Origin of the sequence: Limnohabitans sp. (genome assembly GCF_031539175.1) — a bacterium.
Taxonomy (GTDB): Bacteria; Pseudomonadota; Gammaproteobacteria; order Burkholderiales; family Burkholderiaceae_C; genus Limnohabitans.
In genome coordinates this window covers 1-17656 of sequence record NZ_JAVKLQ010000047.1, presented here as the reverse complement: position 1 = coordinate 17656, position 17656 = coordinate 1, and the positions used below count along the sequence as shown (strand labels likewise).

The 17656-nt window shown below is 57.3% G+C and carries 11 protein-coding genes; 4 read left to right on the top strand and 7 right to left on the bottom strand.

The features are described from left to right. Positions 1–156 precede the first annotated feature (156 nt). Positions 157–1149 carry a Bug family tripartite tricarboxylate transporter substrate binding protein gene (locus tag RMS95_RS08305; RefSeq protein ID WP_405023372.1) on the top strand — a complete coding sequence of 331 codons (993 nt, stop codon included), beginning with the start codon at positions 157–159 and terminating at the stop codon, positions 1147–1149. 35 nt (positions 1150–1184) lie between these two features. Further along, the gene (locus RMS95_RS08300; protein WP_405023371.1) at positions 1185–2720 is read left to right on the top strand and encodes a malonate--CoA ligase; all 1536 of its coding nucleotides are present in this window, start codon (positions 1185–1187) and stop codon (positions 2718–2720) included. Positions 2721–2903: 183 nt separating this feature from the next. Here RMS95_RS08300 and cphA (RMS95_RS08295) read toward each other — a convergent pair whose 3' ends face one another. Beyond that, complete coding sequence (gene cphA / locus RMS95_RS08295) at positions 2904–5486, bottom strand: cyanophycin synthetase (RefSeq protein ID WP_310645240.1); 2583 nt, start codon at positions 5484–5486, stop codon at positions 2904–2906. After that, positions 5486–7699 (bottom strand): cyanophycin synthetase, encoded by a 2214-nt coding sequence (gene cphA, locus RMS95_RS08290; protein ID WP_310645238.1) that lies wholly within the window; start codon positions 7697–7699, stop codon positions 5486–5488. Before cphA (RMS95_RS08290) ends, cphA (RMS95_RS08295) begins: the two co-directional genes overlap by 1 nt. 151 nt (positions 7700–7850) lie before the next feature. On the opposite strand from cphA (RMS95_RS08290), the gene RMS95_RS08285 reads away from it, so the two are divergent. Next, positions 7851–10133 (top strand): ABC transporter ATP-binding protein, encoded by a 2283-nt coding sequence (locus tag RMS95_RS08285; RefSeq protein WP_310645236.1) that lies wholly within the window; start codon positions 7851–7853, stop codon positions 10131–10133. Beyond that, on the top strand, positions 10130–10609 hold the full coding sequence (locus RMS95_RS08280) for a DUF1854 domain-containing protein (RefSeq protein WP_310645234.1): 480 nt from the start codon (positions 10130–10132) through the stop codon (positions 10607–10609). Before RMS95_RS08285 ends, RMS95_RS08280 begins: the two co-directional genes overlap by 4 nt. Positions 10610–10611: 2 nt before the next feature. Here the strand turns inward: RMS95_RS08280 and RMS95_RS08275 are convergent, their stop codons facing one another. The 5 genes from RMS95_RS08275 to grpE form a co-directional block, all read right to left on the bottom strand. Next, positions 10612–12258, bottom strand: a complete 1647-nt coding sequence (locus tag RMS95_RS08275) for a phosphoethanolamine--lipid A transferase (RefSeq protein ID WP_310645232.1) — start codon at positions 12256–12258, stop codon at positions 10612–10614. Positions 12259–12290: 32 nt separating this feature from the next. Continuing rightward, positions 12291–13655, bottom strand: coding sequence for an MBL fold metallo-hydrolase (locus RMS95_RS08270; protein ID WP_310645230.1), 1365 nt, complete (start codon positions 13653–13655; stop codon positions 12291–12293). Between the two features lie 34 nt (positions 13656–13689). Continuing rightward, positions 13690–14823 (bottom strand): molecular chaperone DnaJ, encoded by a 1134-nt coding sequence (dnaJ, locus tag RMS95_RS08265; RefSeq protein ID WP_310645229.1) that lies wholly within the window; start codon positions 14821–14823, stop codon positions 13690–13692. Positions 14824–14936: 113 nt separating this feature from the next. After that, complete coding sequence (dnaK, locus tag RMS95_RS08260; RefSeq protein ID WP_310645227.1) at positions 14937–16865, bottom strand: molecular chaperone DnaK; 1929 nt, start codon at positions 16863–16865, stop codon at positions 14937–14939. A 71-nt stretch (positions 16866–16936) separates the two neighbouring features. Next, the gene (gene grpE / locus RMS95_RS08255; RefSeq protein WP_310645225.1) at positions 16937–17506 is read right to left on the bottom strand and encodes a nucleotide exchange factor GrpE; all 570 of its coding nucleotides are present in this window, start codon (positions 17504–17506) and stop codon (positions 16937–16939) included. Positions 17507–17656: the final 150 nt, after the last annotated feature.

Below are 17656 nucleotides of genomic sequence, written 5' to 3'. Positions count from 1 at the left end.
TTGGTATCGTTCTTCTCGGCTGAGGTGCTTGTACATTGGGCAATTTCGATTTGGCGGTTAAAGCGGCCATGATGCTCTCGCATCCTCAGCCACCTATAACCAGTTCATCTTTGTTGCACTTCGTCCTTGAATCCGCCAACCATGAAGGAGACCCACATGAGTAAATTTCAGAACACGTCATCACGCCGTCACGTTTTAGGGATGGGCGTTGCAGCCCTCGCTACGTTGAGCTTGGGTGCGCATGCCGACCCAAGCTGGCCCAGCAAACCCGTCACCCTGATCGTGCCGTTTCCAGCGGGCGGTGGCACGGATGCGTTTGCGCGTCCTTTCTCTGCCCAGTTTTCCAAACTGTCAGGCAAAACTCTGGTGATCGACAACCGAGGTGGGGCAGGCGGCAACTTGGGCGCAGGCATTGCCGCCAAAGCTGCACCTGATGGCTACACCTTGTTTATGGGGGCGGTTCATCACTCGATCGCGCCCTCGATGTACCCCAAACTCGATTACGACTTGGAGCGCGACTTCGTCCCGCTCGCTTTGGTGGCCAGCGTGCCCCATGTGTTGGTGGTGAATACGAAAACCATGCCCGGCGATTTCAAGTCCTTCATGGCTTTGATTCGCAGCAAACCTGGTCGTTTTAACTATGGTTCGGCAGGCGGGGGCACCTCTCACCACTTGGCTGGCGAGTTGTTCAAATTGCAGAGCAAAACCTTCATCACCCACATCCCTTACCGTGGTTCAGGTCCCGCTTTGCAAGATTTGATCGCGGGCAATGTGGACATGATGTTTGATGGCTTGGGCTCCTCGGCGCAACACATCAAAGGCGGACGTGTCAAAGCTTTGATGGTGTCGGGCAACAAACGTAACCCCGCATTCCCTGATGTGCCATGCGCTGCCGAGTTAGGGCTCCCCGACTACAACGTGAACACTTGGTATGGTTTGTGGGCACCCAAAGGCACGCCCGCGGATGTGCAAGCACGCGTGATCGAAGAAGTGCGCAAAGCCGCTGCCACTGACGACATCAAAACCAGCTGGGCCAACAACGGTGCTGAGTTTCCTAACCTCACGGGCCCTCAATTCGGCGCGTTTGTCAGCGCTGAAATCAAAAAATGGGCGGCTGTGGTGAAAGCCTCTGGCGCCAAATTAGATTGATTGAATCCAACGCATCGCACTTTCAAAAACTGATCATGAACCACAACCTTTACGCCGCCTTGCGCGCGGCCTTTCCGAAAGACCTGAGCGCCACCGCCGTTGAAACTGACGATGGCCAGTTCTACAGCTGGGCTGATTTAGAGCGCGCCAGTGCCATGATGGCCAATTTGCTCGATTCGCTCAACATCCCTAAAGGCTCTCGCGTAGCCGTGCAAGTGGAGAAGTCGGTCGAAGCCATGATGTTGTATTTGGCCACCTTGCGCGCGGGCTATGTGTTCTTGCCTTTGAACACGGCTTACCAAAGCGCCGAGATCGAGTACTTCATCGGCAACGCCGAACCCGCCGTGGTGGTGTGCAGCAGCAAGAACTTCGGTTGGGTCAGCAAGATCGCGTTCAAAGCTGGAACCCAAAACGTGTTCACCTTGGACGACAACCGCACGGGTAGCTTGCTCGAGCGTGCGGCGCATTGCTCAGATCAACACCAAGTGGTGCAAAACAAGGCCGACGACTTGGCTGCCATTTTGTACACCAGCGGCACCACAGGCCGCAGCAAAGGGGCGATGCTCTCGCACGGCAACATGCTCAGCAATGCCCAAACCTTGAAAAAGTACTGGGGCTGGAAGCCGGGCGATGTGTTGATTCACGCCTTGCCCATCTTCCATGTGCACGGTTTGTTTGTCGCCATCCACGGTGCATTGCTCAACGGCAGCAAGATGATTTGGCTGTCCAAGTTCGACCCCAAACTGGTCATCGCCAAAATGCCCGAAGCTACCGTGTTCATGGGCGTTCCAACTTTGTACGTGCGCATGCTGGCCGAGCCCAGCTTGACGAAAGCACAAGCCTCGACCATGCGCTTGTTTGTTGCTGGTTCTGCGCCGTTGCTGCTGGAAACCTTCAACGAGTGGCAAGAGCGCGTAGGCCAGCCGATTCTTGAGCGCTATGGCATGAGCGAAACCGTCATGCTGACGTCCAACCCTTATGCGGCTGATGCGCGCTACCCAGGCCAAACTGAGCGCCGTGGCGGCACAGTCGGCTTCCCATTGCCAGGCGTGTCTTTGCGTGTGCAAGACGACGAAGGCAAGGCTTTGCCCGCCGGCGAAATCGGTGGCATTCAGGTCAAAGGCCCGAACGTGTTTGCGGGTTACTGGCGCATGCCCGAAAAGACCAAAGAAGAGTTCACCGCCGATGGGTATTTCAAAACCGGTGACGTGGGCAAGATTGACGAACGCGGTTACGTGGTGATCGTGGGCCGCAGCAAAGACTTGATCATCAGTGGCGGCTACAACGTTTATCCCGCAGAGATTGAAGGCTACATCAACGAGATGCCGGGCGTGGCTGAAAGTGCGTTGATCGGTGTCCCGCATCCTGATTTTGGCGAAGTGGGCGTGGCGGTGGTGATTGCCAAGCCTGGCGCGAAGGTGGATCCGGATATGGTCATCGGCGCGCTCAAATCACAACTGGCGAATTTCAAGATTCCTAAGAAGTGTTTTGTGGTGGCTGAGTTGCCGCGCAACACCATGGGCAAGGTTCAGAAGAACTTGCTGCGGGAGCAATACAAAGGCTTGTTCTAAGTTTGTCGTCTTTCGGGGCGTTTTCTTGCTCTCCGCTAAGGCGATCAGCCCGTGGCGGGGGCGACTCCTTCGCTTCGCTCTTCACGTCGCCGCCCCCGCCACTGGCTGATCGCCTTGGTTTCGGGGGGCAATAAAAAAGCCACTCAAAACGAGTGGCTTTTTCACAGGTGCTAACAAAAGAACTTAGCCAGTCAATGCCGCTGAGTTCACACGTTGCGTGATGTGTGCCAAGGCTTCTTCGACTTGGTCAATCAAGATCAGGCACAAATCACCTTGTTGTAGACGCTCCATGGCGCGGTCGATGGCCAAGAATTCGCCATGGATTTCGTCGATGTGGGTGGTGCGTTTCGCGCCATCCAAACCTTGGCGCAAGAGCTTGAGCACTTCGCCATCGACGCGTCCGCGTTGGCAGGCGTCTTGGTAGAGCACCACGTCGTCAAACGCTTCACCAATCAAGCGGGTTTGTTCGCGGATGTCTTCGTCACGGCGGTCGCCTGCGCCGCTGATGACCACGCTGCGGCGCTGCGCGGGCAGGTTGGTCACGGCTTGCACCAAGGCTTTGATCGCGTCGGGGTTGTGGCCGTAGTCGGCAATGACCGTGGCGCCTTTGTAGTCGAACACGTTGAAGCGGCCGGGCACGGCGTTGCTGTCGCTCACAAAAGTGGCGAGGCCTTTGCAAATGGTTTTCCAAGGTACGCCGACAGCCCATGCCGCACCGATGGAGGCCATGGCGTTTTCGATTTGAAAGCCAATGGCACCGCTGCGAGTGACAGGAATATCGGACAACGGAATGCGTACCGAGTGGTTGCCTTGCATGCAGACGATTTGATCGTCTTCCACAAACAACACGCGCTTGCCTTGTGCGCGGTGCGTGGCGATGACGGGGTGGTGCGAGTCGAGACCAAAGAAGGTCACTTGGCCTGGGCAGTTGCCTGCCATCGCTGCCACGATCGGGTCCGTGGCGTTCAACACGGCGGTGCCTGTGGGGGCCACGTTTTGCACGATGACGCGCTTCAAAACCGCCAAATCTTCGACGGTGGAGATGTAGTTCAAGCCGAGGTGGTCACCCATGCCGATGTTGGTCACCACGGCCACTTGGCAGCGGTCAAAGGCCAAGCCTTCGCGCAACATACCGCCCCGTGCCGTTTCTAGCACGGCAGCATCAACGTCTGGGTGCATGAGCACATTGCGGGCACTGCGTGGGCCGCTGCAGTCACCGCTGTCGGTTTGACGGCCATTGACGTACACGCCATCGGTGTTGGTCATGCCCACGCGCAAACCATTGGCACGCAGCAGATGAGAGGTGAGGCGCACGGTGGTGGTTTTGCCGTTGGTGCCTGTCACGGCGATCACTGGAATGCGGCCATCGTCGCCATCAGGGAACATGGTGGAAATGACAGCTTCGCCCACGTCGCGGCCTTTGCCAAACGAGGGGCTCAGGTGCATGCGCAGGCCGGGGGCGGCGTTGACTTCCACCACGCCACCGCTTTGCTCTTCCATGGGGCGCAGGACAGACTCGCACACCACGTCCACACCACAAATGTCGAGGCCCACCATTTGGGCTGCTGCGATGGCACGCAATGCCACTTCGGGGTGCACATCGTCCGTCACATCGGTGGCGGTGCCGCCGGTGGACAGGTTGGCGTTGTTGCGCAAGATCACGCGCGCGCCTTTGGCGGGCACGGAGTTGGCGTCAAAGCCTTGTTCTTTGAGGCGTGCAATGGCGATGTCGTCAAAGCGAATTTTGGTCAAAGAGGTGGCATGTCCTTCGCCGCGGCGAGGGTCTGCATTGACGATGTCAACCAACTCACGCACGGTGTTTTTGCCGTTGCCGATCACCAAGGGCGGTTCGCGACGTGCGGCGGCAACGAGCTTGCTGCCCACCACCAACAAACGGTAATCGCTGCCCGGTAAGAAGCGCTCGACCAAGACCTCGTCTCTAAAGGACACCGCCGTGGTGTAAGCCGTTTTCACGCCTTCTTCGGTCGTGACGTTGACGGAGATGCCTTTGCCTTGGTTGCCATCGCGGGGTTTGATCACCACGGGCAAGCCGATTTCTTGCGCGGCAGCCCAAGCGTCTTCGGGGCTGTGCACAGGGCGACCCAGAGGCACGGGCACACCCGCGGCATGCAACAGCTTTTTGGTGAGCTCCTTGTCTTGCGCGATCGATTCGGCGATGGCGCTGGTGGAGTCAATTTCCGCGGCTTGAATGCGGCGTTGTTTGCTGCCCCAGCCCAGTTGCACCAAGCTGCCCTCGGTCAAGCGTCGAAACGGAATACCACGGGCCACGGCGGCATCAACGATAGAGCCGGTTGAGGGGCCCAAGCGGATGTCTTCGTCCAAGTTGCGCAGTTCTTCAATGGCGGCATCGACATCAAAGGCCGTGTTGTTGAACGCAGCGGCGCACAGTTCAGATGCCAATTTCAGCGCCAAGCAGCCCACTTCCTCTTCCGTGTATTCCACGGCGACTTGGAACAAGCCTTCGTCGGTGGTGAGGGTGGTGCGGCTGAACGTGACAGGGCAACCGGCTTCAATCTGCAAATGCAAGGTCGCAGCTTCTAGCGCGTGGGCCATGCTCAGCTTGACGTCCTTGCCTGTGGGGCGGAGGCTGCCAACGCCAGGAAACAGGTTGCGCAATTGGTTTTCGAATTCTGGGTGTTGGCTCAGATCGATTTCAGCAGCATCGCAACGCACCATGGCTTCGACGGCGGTGTGACGGGTCCAGAGGTTGGGCCCACGCAGGGCTCGGGAACGAGAGACTTCCATTACGCAATCTTTCTAGCGATGTTTTTGGCCGTGTTCTGGTTGTTTTGGCCGAAGTTCTTCAAACCGGCGCGAATGAGCAACGGTGCAATGTCGAGTGACCAAGCCGCCGCCACGGCAGCCAGCAGGGTGGAGATGTGCAAACCGCCTTTGAGCAAGCGCGCGATCAATTCCAAATCTAAGTGGAAGAGCTGGGTTTCTTGATCGCCACGGGCCAAAGTGACGTGGCCCTCTTTGCAATACACCGCGCGACCGCCTTGTTGACGGTGTGCGGTGACGGTGGCATTGCTGTGTTCTTTGGCGTAGTAAACCACTTCGCCATCGCTCAACTCAGCCAAGCTCACCACGGCTTCTTCGTCCGCGTTGAGCACGGCCGCACCTTCAGGCAACACCAAATCGATTTGGGTGCGAATGACGGTGCGCATTTGCTCTGGCGTTTGGATGTCGTGCTGCTGAATCAGCGCGTCATCGGTCTCAGGCATGTTGGTGACCACCCCGACCAAACAGCGGTCGTAGGCCAAACCTTCATTCAGGATGTGCGAGGGCGATGTCTCGAACACAGCAGCATCTAAGGCTCGGTTGATCAGCAAGCGTTCTGAGAACTCAAAGCCGCGCGCATCTTTTTTGCCCAGATGGTGTTGGTCCATGTAAAGACCGTCTTGGCAGGCCAAGCCCGTGCGTCGGCCCGACAAATGCAGCAACCAAGACACCAGCTGCGACAACTCGGTGGTTTGATGCGTACCGACCACGCCAACGACCGGAATACGGCCAGACTCGTTGACGCCAAACAGGTGCTCGACAATGGCTTTGCCCACAGGGCGGGGCTGACCCACCGCGGGTTTGACGTGCATCAGCAAACCGGGGCCTGCATTGACTTCGATGATCGCGCCTTGGGTTTCTTCCAATGGACGCGAAATGTCTTGGGTGACGATGTCGATACCGGCAATGTCCAAGCCCACCACGCGGGCGGCGAGGGTGGCGACGGCGGCGACATCGGGATGGACCAAGTCAGTCACATCGTTGTTCAGGTTGCCATTGCGTTGGACCACCACGATGCGGTCTTTCTCAGGCACGCTGGTGGGCTCTAAGCCTTGGCGTTGAATTTCAAGCAACGACATTTCGCCGCGTGCGGTGTGCAAGCGGATCAAATCGAGGGGAAAGCCTTCGGCTTCGCCGCGACGTGGGTCGGTGTTGATTTGCAACTCAATCAGCTGCTCCACGGTCGATTGGCCGTCGCCCGTGACGCAGGCTGTTTCGCCTCGGGTGGCAGCCACCACACGGTCGCCCACCACGAGCACGCGGTGCTCGTCGCCGCGCACATAGCGTTCGATCAGTACGCCACTGCCTTCTTTGTCGGCGGCGGCCCAAGCGTTGCGCACGCCTTCTTCGGTGTTCACGTCGAGGGACACGCCCCAACCACGGTTGCCATCCAATGGTTTGACGACCACGGGCAAGCCAATGTCTTGCGCGGAAGCCCAAGCTTCGTCCGCTGTTTTGACCACTTGGCCTTCAGGCACGGGAATGCCGCATTGGGTCAGCAAGCGCTTGGTCAAGTCTTTGTCGCTGGAGATGCTTTCGGCGATGGCGCTGGTGCGATCGGTCTCTGCGGTCCAGATGCGGCGTTGGCGTGAGCCATAGCCGAGTTGCACCAAATTGCCTTCGGTCAAGCGAATGAACGGGGTTTTGCGCTCTACCGCCGCGTCCACGATGCAGGCCGTGCTTGGCCCCAAACAACGCTTGTCAGCAATGCCTTTCAAGCGGTTGATGGTGGCGGTTATGTCGTAAGGCTTGTTGTTTGCTGCCGACATCACGATTTCGCGGGCGGCCAAAAAGCTTTCACGGCCCAGTTCTTCGTGTTCGGTGCGGAACACCACTTTGTAAATGCCGCGCTTGCTGATTTCGCGTGCTTTGCCAAATTCAGCGCGGGCACCGGCCAGCAACTGCAGTTCGATGGAGACGTGCTCCATGATGTGGCCCATCCACGTGCCGCCCACCAATCGGGTCAGAAATCCGCCGCGATGGCCCACACCACAATGGTGCTCAACCAAGCCAGGGAGCCAAGCATTCAGGCGGTCGTTGAAGCCCTCAATTTTGTTGGAAGGGTGATCTTCCATCTCGCCCAAATCAATCAGCGCCTCGATGATGGGGCGGTATGTCCAGATGTTGGGTCCGCGCAGGTAATTCATGCGCAGAATTTGAATGTCTTTGAATGCCATGTTTTGATGTGGGTAGGCTAAGGTGGAACTCAAACCGAGGTGCGGTGACAAAGTCGATCCAACAAGGGGCGGGCGATACAATCTTTAGCATTCGATGTTGGGTGCAACAAGTTCCAGGCTCCTGCTTTTTTGTGCGGAAACTATTAAAAGAATGAATTCTTCTCTTTCGGCTTCTGCCAGCTCTCTGTTGCCCCCTGTTTGGGTGACACCAGCGCTGGCTCAACTCTCTCCACAAGAAAACGTTCTAGCTTGCTTGGAGGTTGACTTAGATGCCCAACTGCGGTTCGCACCAGGGCTGTTAATTGTGACAGACCAGCGGGTGCTTTCTGCCCAACCTCAAGGCGGCGAACTGACGTGGTCGTCTTGGCCCATCACGGCGGATGGGGTGATGCAGCATGCCGACCACGCAGGTGTGGGCACCTTGTCCTTGGTCAATGCGCGTCAGCGTTTGGCCAGCTGGCGTTTCACGCTCACCCACAACGTGCAAGCCATGCGTTTGCAAGAGGTGTTTGCGGACCGTGTGGAGGTGCTGACTCACGGCAAATCCTTGGCGGCCACGGCACAGGCGCGTTGCCCGCAATGCAAGTTGCCCCTTGAAGCGGCTGGCGATCCATGTCCTGTCTGCAGCCGCGAGAAGCACGCGCCCTTGTCCACATGGGGCTTGTTTCGTTTGTGGCGCTTTGCGCATCCTTACCGTTGGCGTTTGTTAGCTGGTTTTTTGCTGACGTTGGCATCTACAGCCGCCACGTTGGTGCCGCCTTACCTGACCATGCCTTTGATGGACGATGTGTTGATCCCGTTCCAAAACGGCAAACACATCGACGAAGACTTGGTGATGATGTATTTGGGTGGTTTGCTGGCTGCGGCCGCATTGGCATGGGGCTTGGGCTGGGCCAAAACGTACATTTTGGCGCTCGTGTCAGAGCGCATTGGCGCCGATCTGCGCACCACCGCCTACGAGCACCTCATGCGTTTGTCGTTGGAATACTTTGGCGGTCGGCGCACTGGCGACTTGATGAACCGCATTGGCGCTGAAACAGACCGCATTTGCGTGTTCTTGTCCTTGCATTTGCTCGACTTTGCCACGGACGTGCTCATGATCTTGATGACCGCTGGCATTTTGATCAGCATTGACCCGCGCTTGGCGGCCGCGACCTTGCTGCCTTTGCCCTTCATCGTTTGGTTGATTCACACCGTGCGTGACAAGTTGCGCACCGGCTTTGAGAAGATTGACCGTGTCTGGTCCGAGCTGACCAACGTGCTGGCCGACACCATCCCCGGCATTCGCGTGGTCAAGGCGTTTGCCCAAGAGCGTCGCGAAGCCAACCGTTTCCGCGATGCCAACAAACACAATTTGGCGGTGAACGACCGCATCAACTTTGTGTGGTCTTTGTTTTCCCCCACGGTCACGTTGATGACCGAGGTGGGTTTGCTGGTCGTGTGGGGCTTTGGTATTTGGTTGGTGTCTCACCACCAAATTACCGTGGGTGTGTTGACCGCGTTTTTGGCTTACATCGGCCGTTTTTATACGCGTCTTGACTCGATGAGCCGCATCGTGTCGCACACACAAAAGGCGGCGGCGGGTGCCAAGCGCATTTTTGAAATTTTGGACCACGTCTCGAGCGTGCCCGAAACCAAGAACCCGCAACGACTGCCCACGCCCTTGCAAGGCCGTATCGAGATTCAAGATGTGGGCTTTCGCTACGGCAACCGCGCTGTGATCCGTGGCATGAACTTGAACATTCGTCCCGGCGAGATGATTGGTTTGGTGGGACAAAGCGGTTCGGGCAAGAGCACCTTGGTCAACCTGATTTGCCGCTTTTACGACGTGAGCGAAGGCGCGATCAAAGTCGATGGCATCGACATCCGCAATATCGCCTTGTCTGATTTCCGCAGCCACATTGGCATGGTGCTGCAAGAGCCGTTCTTGTTCTTCGGCACGATTGCCGACAACATTGCTTACGGCAAGCCCAATGCCACACGCGAAGAAATTGTGTCGGCAGCCCGCGCGGCCCATGCGCATGAGTTCATCTTGCGTTTGCCCCAAGGCTACGACTCGTTGGTTGGCGAGCGTGGCCAAGGCCTGTCGGGGGGCGAGCGTCAGCGCATCTCCATTGCCCGTGCGTTGTTGATCAATCCGCGCATCCTCATCTTGGACGAAGCCACCGCGTCGGTCGATACCGAAACCGAGCAAGAAATTCAAAAGGCCTTGGACAACTTGGTGCAAGGCCGCACCACGATTGCCATTGCCCATCGTTTGTCCACGCTCAACAAAGCCGACCGTTTGGTGGTGATGGAGCAAGGCGTGGTGGTGGAAGAGGGCGACCACGACACGCTGATGGCGCGTGAAGGTGCCTATTACCGCCTCTATGAAGCCCAAGCTAAAAATGGAGAAGCCGCGGTGGCGCGCGCTTCCACGAAGGAGTCCGAATGAGCGCCCCGTTGACATTGGCCTTCACCTTGTCGTTTGACCCCTTTGGCAAATTGGTGGTCACTATGGCCGATGGTTCGCAGCATCTCGGTGCTGTGGTGGTCCGAGCTTTCCCCATTGCGACGCCTGATCAAGCGATCTCTATTTTGAGTGCCGAGGGCAAGGAGCTGGCGTGGATTGAGCGTTTGAGCGATTTGCCTGAAGACCAACGTGCCGTGGTGTCTCAGGCGCTGCAGAGCCGTGAGTTCATGCCCGAGATCTTGCGCTTGGACGGTGTGAACAGCTTTTCCACGCCCAGTGTGTGGCGTGTGCAAACCAGCCGTGGACCCACCGAGTTTGTGTTGAAGGGTGAGGAAGACATTCGCCGTTTGAGCACCAACACCTTGATCGTGGCCGATGCCCATGGCGTGCAGTTTTTGATCCGCGATTTGCCTGCGCTGGATCGTCACACCCGCAAGTTGCTGGATCGCTTTTTATAAGTTCAGCGGTTCACGCAATCGGCGAACATATCCAACGTGGGTTGGTAGGCCTCAGTCTTCACGGCCATCAACCCTAAGATCGAATGAAACAGGTGGTCGTGTGACAAGGCGCGGTCACGCTGCTTTTGCAAACAGCTGGTTTTGATGCGGCTTTGCGTTTCAAACGTGGGCGACAACCACGTGATGAGAGGCACTTGTTTTTGCTCTGCGGGCGCCATGCTGTAGGGCAAACCATGCAAATACAAATTGTTTTCGCCCAAGGATTCACCATGGTCAGCCACATAGAACATGGCCGTGGCGGCGGTTTTTTCTTTGTCCTTCAGCCAGTCAATGGTGCGTGACAAAAAGTAGTCGGTGAACACCAAGGTGTTGTCGTAGGCGTTGACCACTTGTGCTTGGTTGCATTGTGACAACGAGGTGTCGGTGCACTCGGGCGCGAAGGGCTTGAAGGCCGCAGGCGTGCGTTTGAAATACGCGGGCCCATGACTGCCCATTTGGTGCATCACCACCACCGTGCCGCGAGCACGGCGCTCAGCAGGGAGCTTGGCCAATTCTTTGTCGATTTGCGTCAGCATGACGGTGTCGCGACACTCGCCGTTTTCGCACTGGTCTGGCAGTTTTAGCTCTGAGGTGTTGAGGTTGGGAATGCGGTCACATTGGCCTTTGCAACCGGATTGGTTGTCCATCCACAATACGGCGTAGCCAGCGCGCTGCAACACATCGAGCCAGTTTTCAAAATCATGGCTGCGCTTGGCGTAGTCCGCGCGACCCAAATGCGAAAACATGCAAGGCACCGATTCTGCTGTGCTGGTCCCGCACGAGGCCACGTGGGTGAAGCTGGTGACGTTTTCTTTGGCCAGCAGTGGGTTGGTCAGGCGGGCGTAGCCGTTAAGAGAGAAGTTGGCACTGCGTGCGGTTTCACCCAAAACGAACACCAGCAGGGGGGGGCGTTGCGTCGCGCCTGCGCGCGGCGCAATCCGCGCATCGAGTCCCAAAGGCTGAATGGGGCCGCTGGCTTGATCGCTTGGAATGACCGTCAAATCCAGCAAGGCGTACACGCTGTTGAGCGGGTTGATTTGGTAGCGCAGCTGCGTGTGGTTGCGCATGAGCGACGCAAAGTCTTGAAACACCAGCTGGGTGGTGCCTAAGGTCACGATGAGTGCGCCTACGCACAGCAACACGTTGCGCATCACTTGCTTACCCAGCGAGACGGATACGACGGGTTGACGCCATAACCAAAGCATCGGTAAGACGGCGAGCAAGAGTACGGTGCCGCCTAAGCGCCAACTCAGTTGGTCACGCGCTTCACGGGGGTCGGTTTGAAACACGTTGATCACCATCGGGGTGTCCACCACGATGCCGTACATCAGCATGTAATACGTGGCGAAAGCGGCCAGCAGCAACAACAGGCTGATGGCGGGTTTCAGGGTCCAACGCCACGCGAGCAGTGACAGCAGTGCGGTGGTGGCGCACGCAATGATGAGGGCAAATGCACTGCCAAACAGCAGCCCATGCCAGCCGCTGAGGTCGGGGAGCTGGCTCAAGCTGCGCCACAGGGCGATGTTGCCAAACACCGCCAACCAAACGCTGGCGAGCAAGATCAAGGCCGATGCCGAACGTGGGGGGCGACGTGGGGTGTCTAAAAACATGATGCGCATTGTCTCGCGCCTTTGTGTCGGTTTCAGGTGGGCCACGTGCTGCCGTGCTCTGGCACCACAGCGCGCCATTTCAGCTCGCGCTCAATGCGCTGGCGCAAGACATCGGCCGCTTCGAGTTCACCGTGCACCACATACACCTGTGCAGGTGCGTGCTTCATGTGTTTGAGCCAGTCCAGCAGTTGTGTGGCATCGGCATGCGCTGACGACGATTGCAGTTGAACCACTTCTGCCTTGACCTCAATATCTTGTCCGTGCATGCGTACAAATGCCCCACCCTCTGCCAGCGTGGCACCGCGGGTTCCAGGCGCTTGGTAGCCGGTCAGGATGACCATGTTGTGGTGGTTGGGCAGGTAATGTTCTAGGTGGTGCAGCACCCGTCCGCCGGTGGCCATGCCGCTGGCCGCCAAGATCACCATGGGGCCATGTCGTTTGGCCAGCGCTTTGGATTGCTCAGGGGTTTCGATCATCGTGGCGACATGCTTGAGGGCACGCAGTCCGTCGTCGTCGAGTTTGTGGGCGTCGGGGTGGTGTTGGTACAAGTCGGTGGTGTGAACCGCCATGGGGCTGTCCAAAAAGACCGGCAAGCTGTGCGGAATGTCGCCACTCGCTTTGAGCTGTGCGATGGCATACAAAATGGCCTGTGCGCGCCCCACAGCGAACACCGGAATCACCGCGACGCCACCGCGGGCGGAGACACGTTTGAGGGCAGGTCCCAATTCGGCCAAGACATCTTCTTTGGGGTGTTCACGGTTGCCGTAGGTCGATTCGATCAACACCGTGTCTGCGTCGGGTGGGAGATCCGGTGCGTTCATCAGCAAATCGTCGGGACGCCCCAAATCGCCACTGAACAACAGGCGTCGTCCTGCCACTTCCAGCAAGAGGCTGGCTGCCCCCAAGATGTGACCCGCAGAGGAAAACGTGGCTTTCCACCCCGCAAGTGGTGAGAAGGTCTTACCCAGGGCTTGGGCGTGCAACGCATTCAGACTGACCAGTGCGTCGTGCTTGTCATACAGCGGCAGGGCGGGACTGTGTTTGGAATAGCCCTTGCGGTTGGCGAAGGCGGCATCTTCTTCCTGAATGTGACCGCTGTCAGGCAGCAAGATTCGGCACAGATCACAGGTGGCCGGCGTGGCATACACGCGGCCTTTGTAGCCTTGCTTGACCAGCAGCGGCAAATAGCCGCTGTGGTCTAAGTGCGCGTGGGTCAATACGACCGCATCAATGTCAGCGGCGGGCATCGGCAAAGGCGTCCAGTTGCGCAAACGCAGCTGTTTGTAGCCTTGAAACAAACCGCAATCGACCAGCAAGCGCTGACCCTCATGCTCGACCAAATATTTAGAACCGGTGACCGTACCGGTTCCGCCCAAAAAGGTGATGTTGACGCTCATGCTTCAAGTATCGCCTTTTCTAGGCGTGCGGCCATCAGCTGAAAAAGCTTTTGAGTTTGTCGGCCCAACCGCCTTCAGCGGGTAAATGTTTGGCACCACCTTTTTTCAGCGATTCATCCAACTCTTTGAGCAATTTACGTTGGTGCTCCGTGAGTTTGACGGGCGTTTCGACCGAAATGTGGCAGTACAAATCGCCAGGGAAACTGGAGCGAATGCCCTTCAATCCTTTGCCGCGCAAGCGGAACTGCTTGTCGTTTTGGGTGCCTTCTGGAATGTCGATGGCGGCTTCGCCAGCCAATGTGGGCACGCGAATTTCACCACCCAGCGCAGCGGTGGTGAAACTGATGGGGACCGAGCAGTGCAAGTCATCGCCATCGCGCTCAAAAATCTCGTGTTTCTTGATGCGAATTTCGATGAACAAATCACCGGGCGGGCCACCATTGGTACCGGGCTCGCCGTTGCCGGTGCTGCGAATGCGCATGCCGTCGTCGATGCCTGCTGGGATTTTGACTTCCAGCGTTTTTTGCTTTTTGAGCTTGCCCTGTCCGTGGCACATCGTGCAAGGGGAGGGAATGATCTTGCCTGAGCCGCGGCAATGCGGGCAGGTTTGCTGCACGCTGAAGAAGCCTTGGCGCATCTGCACTTGACCGCTGCCATGGCATGTCGAACAAGTTTTGACCGAGGTGCCGGGCTTGGCGCCCGTGCCGTCGCAGGTTTCGCACTCGTCCCAGCCTGGAATTTTCAGTTGTGCATCTTTGCCGTTGGCGGCTTCTTCCAGCGTGATTTCCATGGGGTAGCTCAAGTCGTTGCCACGGTAGACCTGACGGCCACCGGCGCCACGGCGTTGCTGACCAAAGATGTCGCCAAAGATGTCGCCAAACGCTTCACCAAAACCGCCGCCAAAGTCGCCACCGCCAGGGCCACCACGCATGTTGGGGTCCACGCCCGCATGGCCGTACTGGTCGTAGGCGGCACGCTTTTGCGCGTCAGACAACATTTCGTAGGCCTCTTTGACCTCTTTGAATTGCGCCTCCGCTTCCTTGGCTTTTTCGCCTTGGTTGCGGTCAGGGTGGTACTTCATCGCGAGTTTGCGATAAGCCTTTTTGATCTCGTCATCTGAAGCGCCTTTGGAGACTCCGAGAACTTCATAAAAATCGCGTTTGGACATGGTGCAGCGTGGCCGTTGTTTTTGGGGCTTGTTTAACAACTTCGCCGCGTGTCCACCTTTTCAGGTGAAACGCGGCGAGGTCGCATCAAAAGTCAATCGAAGGAGAAAAGGATTTAGCCTTTTTTGACTTCTTTCACTTCAGCATCCACGACGTTGTCGTCAGCGGGTTGGGCTTGCGCACCACCGGCACTCGCGCCTGCCGTAGCGGCTTGTTGTGCTTGTGTTTCTGCGTAGACCTTTTCGCCCAGCTTTTGAGCTGCTGTCATCAAGGCTTCGGTTTTGGCATCGATGTCGGCTTTGTCTTCGCCCTTCAATGCTTCTTCCACGTCCTTGATGGCGGCTTCGATGGCGTCTTTTTCGCCCGCATCAAGCTTGTCGCCGTGCTCGCTCAAGCTCTTCTTCACGCTGTGAACAGCGGCATCAGCTTGGTTGCGAGACTGCACGATTTCGAGCTTCTTCTTGTCTTCGGCGGCATTCAACTCGGCGTCTTTCACCATTTGTTGAATTTCGTCTTCGCTCAAACCAGAATTGGCCTTGATCGTGATTTTGTTTTCTTTGCCGGTGGCTTTGTCCTTGGCACCCACGTGCAAGATGCCGTTGGCGTCAATGTCAAACGACACTTCAATTTGAGGTGTACCGCGTGCGGCAGGTGCGATGCCTTCGAGGTTGAACTCACCCAAGCTCTTGTTGCCAGCGGCCATTTCGCGTTCGCCTTGGTAGACCTTGATGGTCACCGCAGGTTGGTTGTCGTCGGCAGTCGAGAACGTTTGTGCAAATTTGGTGGGGATGGTCGTGTTCTTGGCGATCATCTTGGTCATCACGCCGCCCAGCGTTTCGATGCCCAAAGACAGCGGTGTCACGTCGAGCAACAACACGTCGGTACGGTCGCCTGACAACACTTGACCTTGAATCGCGGCGCCCACGGCCACGGCTTCGTCAGGGTTCACGTCACGACGTGGCTCTTGACCGAAGAACTCTTTGACCTTCTCTTGCACCTTGGGCATACGGCTCATACCGCCGACCAAGATCACGTCGTCAATGTCGCTCACCGACACGCCCGCGTCTTTGATGGCCATGCGGCAAGGGGCGATGGTGCGCTCGACCAACTCTTCCACCAACTGCTCCAGCTTGGCACGGTTGAGCTTGATGTTCAAGTGCTTAGGGCCCGAAGCGTCAGCTGTGATGTAAGGCAAGTTAATGTCAGTCGACGTGGCCGATGACAATTCGATCTTGGCTTTCTCAGCGGCTTCTTTCAGGCGTTGCAAGGCCAACACGTCTTTGGACAAATCAACGCCCGATTCTTTCTTGAACTCGGTGATGATGAAGTCGATGATGCGCTGGTCAAAGTCTTCGCCGCCCAGGAAGGTGTCGCCGTTGGTGGACAGCACCTCAAACTGCTTCTCGCCATCGACGTCGGCGATTTCGATGATGGACACGTCGAACGTGCCGCCACCCAAGTCATACACGGCAATCTTGCGATCGCCTTTTTCCGTCTTGTCCAGGCCGAAAGCCAAAGCAGCCGCGGTGGGTTCGTTGATGATGCGCTTGACGTCCAAGCCCGCGATGCGGCCTGCATCTTTGGTGGCTTGACGTTGTGCGTCGTTGAAGTAAGCAGGCACCGTGATGACGGCTTCGGTCACTTCTTCGCCGAGGTAGTCTTCGGCGGTTTTCTTCATCTTGCGCAGAATTTCAGCGCTGATTTGAGGAGGAGCCAGCTTGTTGCCGCGCACTTCCACCCATGCATCGCCGTTGTCGGCTTTGGCAATGGTGTAGGGCATCAAGTCGATGTCTTTTTGAACTTCTTTTTCGCTGAACTTGCGACCGATCAAACGCTTGACCGCGTACAGCGTGTTGCGTGGGTTGGTCACCGCTTGACGCTTGGCGGAGGCGCCGACCAAGATTTCGCCGTCTTCTTGATACGCAATGATGGACGGGGTGGTGCGAGCGCCTTCGGCGTTCTCGATCACTTTGGTCGTGTTGCCTTCCATGATGGCCACGCACGAGTTGGTGGTGCCCAAGTCAATACCGATGATTTTTCCCATGTTCTTACTCCAGTGATTTTTAAAAATTCAGATGGGCAGTAGTTAAGGCTAACTCTGCCAATTTCAAGTACTTATTTAGGCGCCGCAACGGTCACCAAGGCGGGACGCAGCACGCGCTCAGCAATCAAATAGCCTTTTTGCAGCACGGCGACGATGGTGTTGGCTTCTTGTTCGGCGGGCACCACGCTGATGGCTTGGTGTTGGGCTGGGTCGAACTTGGCGCCTGCAGCAGGGTCAATGGCCAAGACTTTGTTGCGCTCCAAGGCGCTCTTGAGTTGACGCAGCGTGGCTTCAGCACCTTCGCGGATTTGCTCAGGCGTGGCGGTTTGTACGGCCAAACCTGCTTCCAAGCTGTCGAGCACGGGCAAAAGGCTGTCGGCAAAACTCTCCAGAGCGAACTTACGGGCTTTCGACACCTCTTCGTCTGCACGGCGACGGGCGTTTTGCACATCGGCTTGACCGCGCACGTATTGGTCTTGCAGTTCCGCGGCTTTGGCTTGCAAAACTGCGATTTCGGCCTGAGCCGCAGCCAAGGGGTCGAGTGGGGTAGCTGCCTCAGCGGCTTGAGCCAAAGTTTGTGCAGCAGCTTGCAATGCGGCTTCTTGGGCCGCGGCGTCTAGGTTGTGTGTGGGTTCAGACATGCTTAAAAAGCTTGGCGGATTCAAGGACGAAGTGCAACACGCTTTAACGAGGCATGGAATACCTCGTGAGGTGTCTTGAATCCTAGTCGCTTTCTGGGGCGATGATTCAATCGGTTTTCAATCATAGTCAATTCCTCATCCGTCACGGTT

Bases quoted from the DNA above. Each gene is read 5' to 3' on its own strand.
- RMS95_RS08305 (WP_405023372.1), top strand. From the start codon at position 157: ATGAGTAAATTTCAGAACACGTCATCACGCCGTCACGTTTTAGGGATG.
- RMS95_RS08300 (WP_405023371.1), top strand. From the start codon at position 1,185: ATGAACCACAACCTTTACGCCGCCTTGCGCGCGGCCTTTCCGAAAGAC.
- cphA (WP_310645240.1), bottom strand. From the start codon at position 5,486: ATGGAAGTCTCTCGTTCCCGAGCCCTGCGTGGGCCCAACCTCTGGACC.
- cphA (WP_310645238.1), bottom strand. From the start codon at position 7,699: ATGGCATTCAAAGACATTCAAATTCTGCGCATGAATTACCTGCGCGGA.
- RMS95_RS08285 (WP_310645236.1), top strand. From the start codon at position 7,851: ATGAATTCTTCTCTTTCGGCTTCTGCCAGCTCTCTGTTGCCCCCTGTT.
- RMS95_RS08280 (WP_310645234.1), top strand. From the start codon at position 10,130: ATGAGCGCCCCGTTGACATTGGCCTTCACCTTGTCGTTTGACCCCTTT.
- RMS95_RS08275 (WP_310645232.1), bottom strand. From the start codon at position 12,258: ATGTTTTTAGACACCCCACGTCGCCCCCCACGTTCGGCATCGGCCTTG.
- RMS95_RS08270 (WP_310645230.1), bottom strand. From the start codon at position 13,655: ATGAGCGTCAACATCACCTTTTTGGGCGGAACCGGTACGGTCACCGGT.
- dnaJ (WP_310645229.1), bottom strand. From the start codon at position 14,823: ATGTCCAAACGCGATTTTTATGAAGTTCTCGGAGTCTCCAAAGGCGCT.
- dnaK (WP_310645227.1), bottom strand. From the start codon at position 16,865: ATGGGAAAAATCATCGGTATTGACTTGGGCACCACCAACTCGTGCGTG.
- grpE (WP_310645225.1), bottom strand. From the start codon at position 17,506: ATGTCTGAACCCACACACAACCTAGACGCCGCGGCCCAAGAAGCCGCA.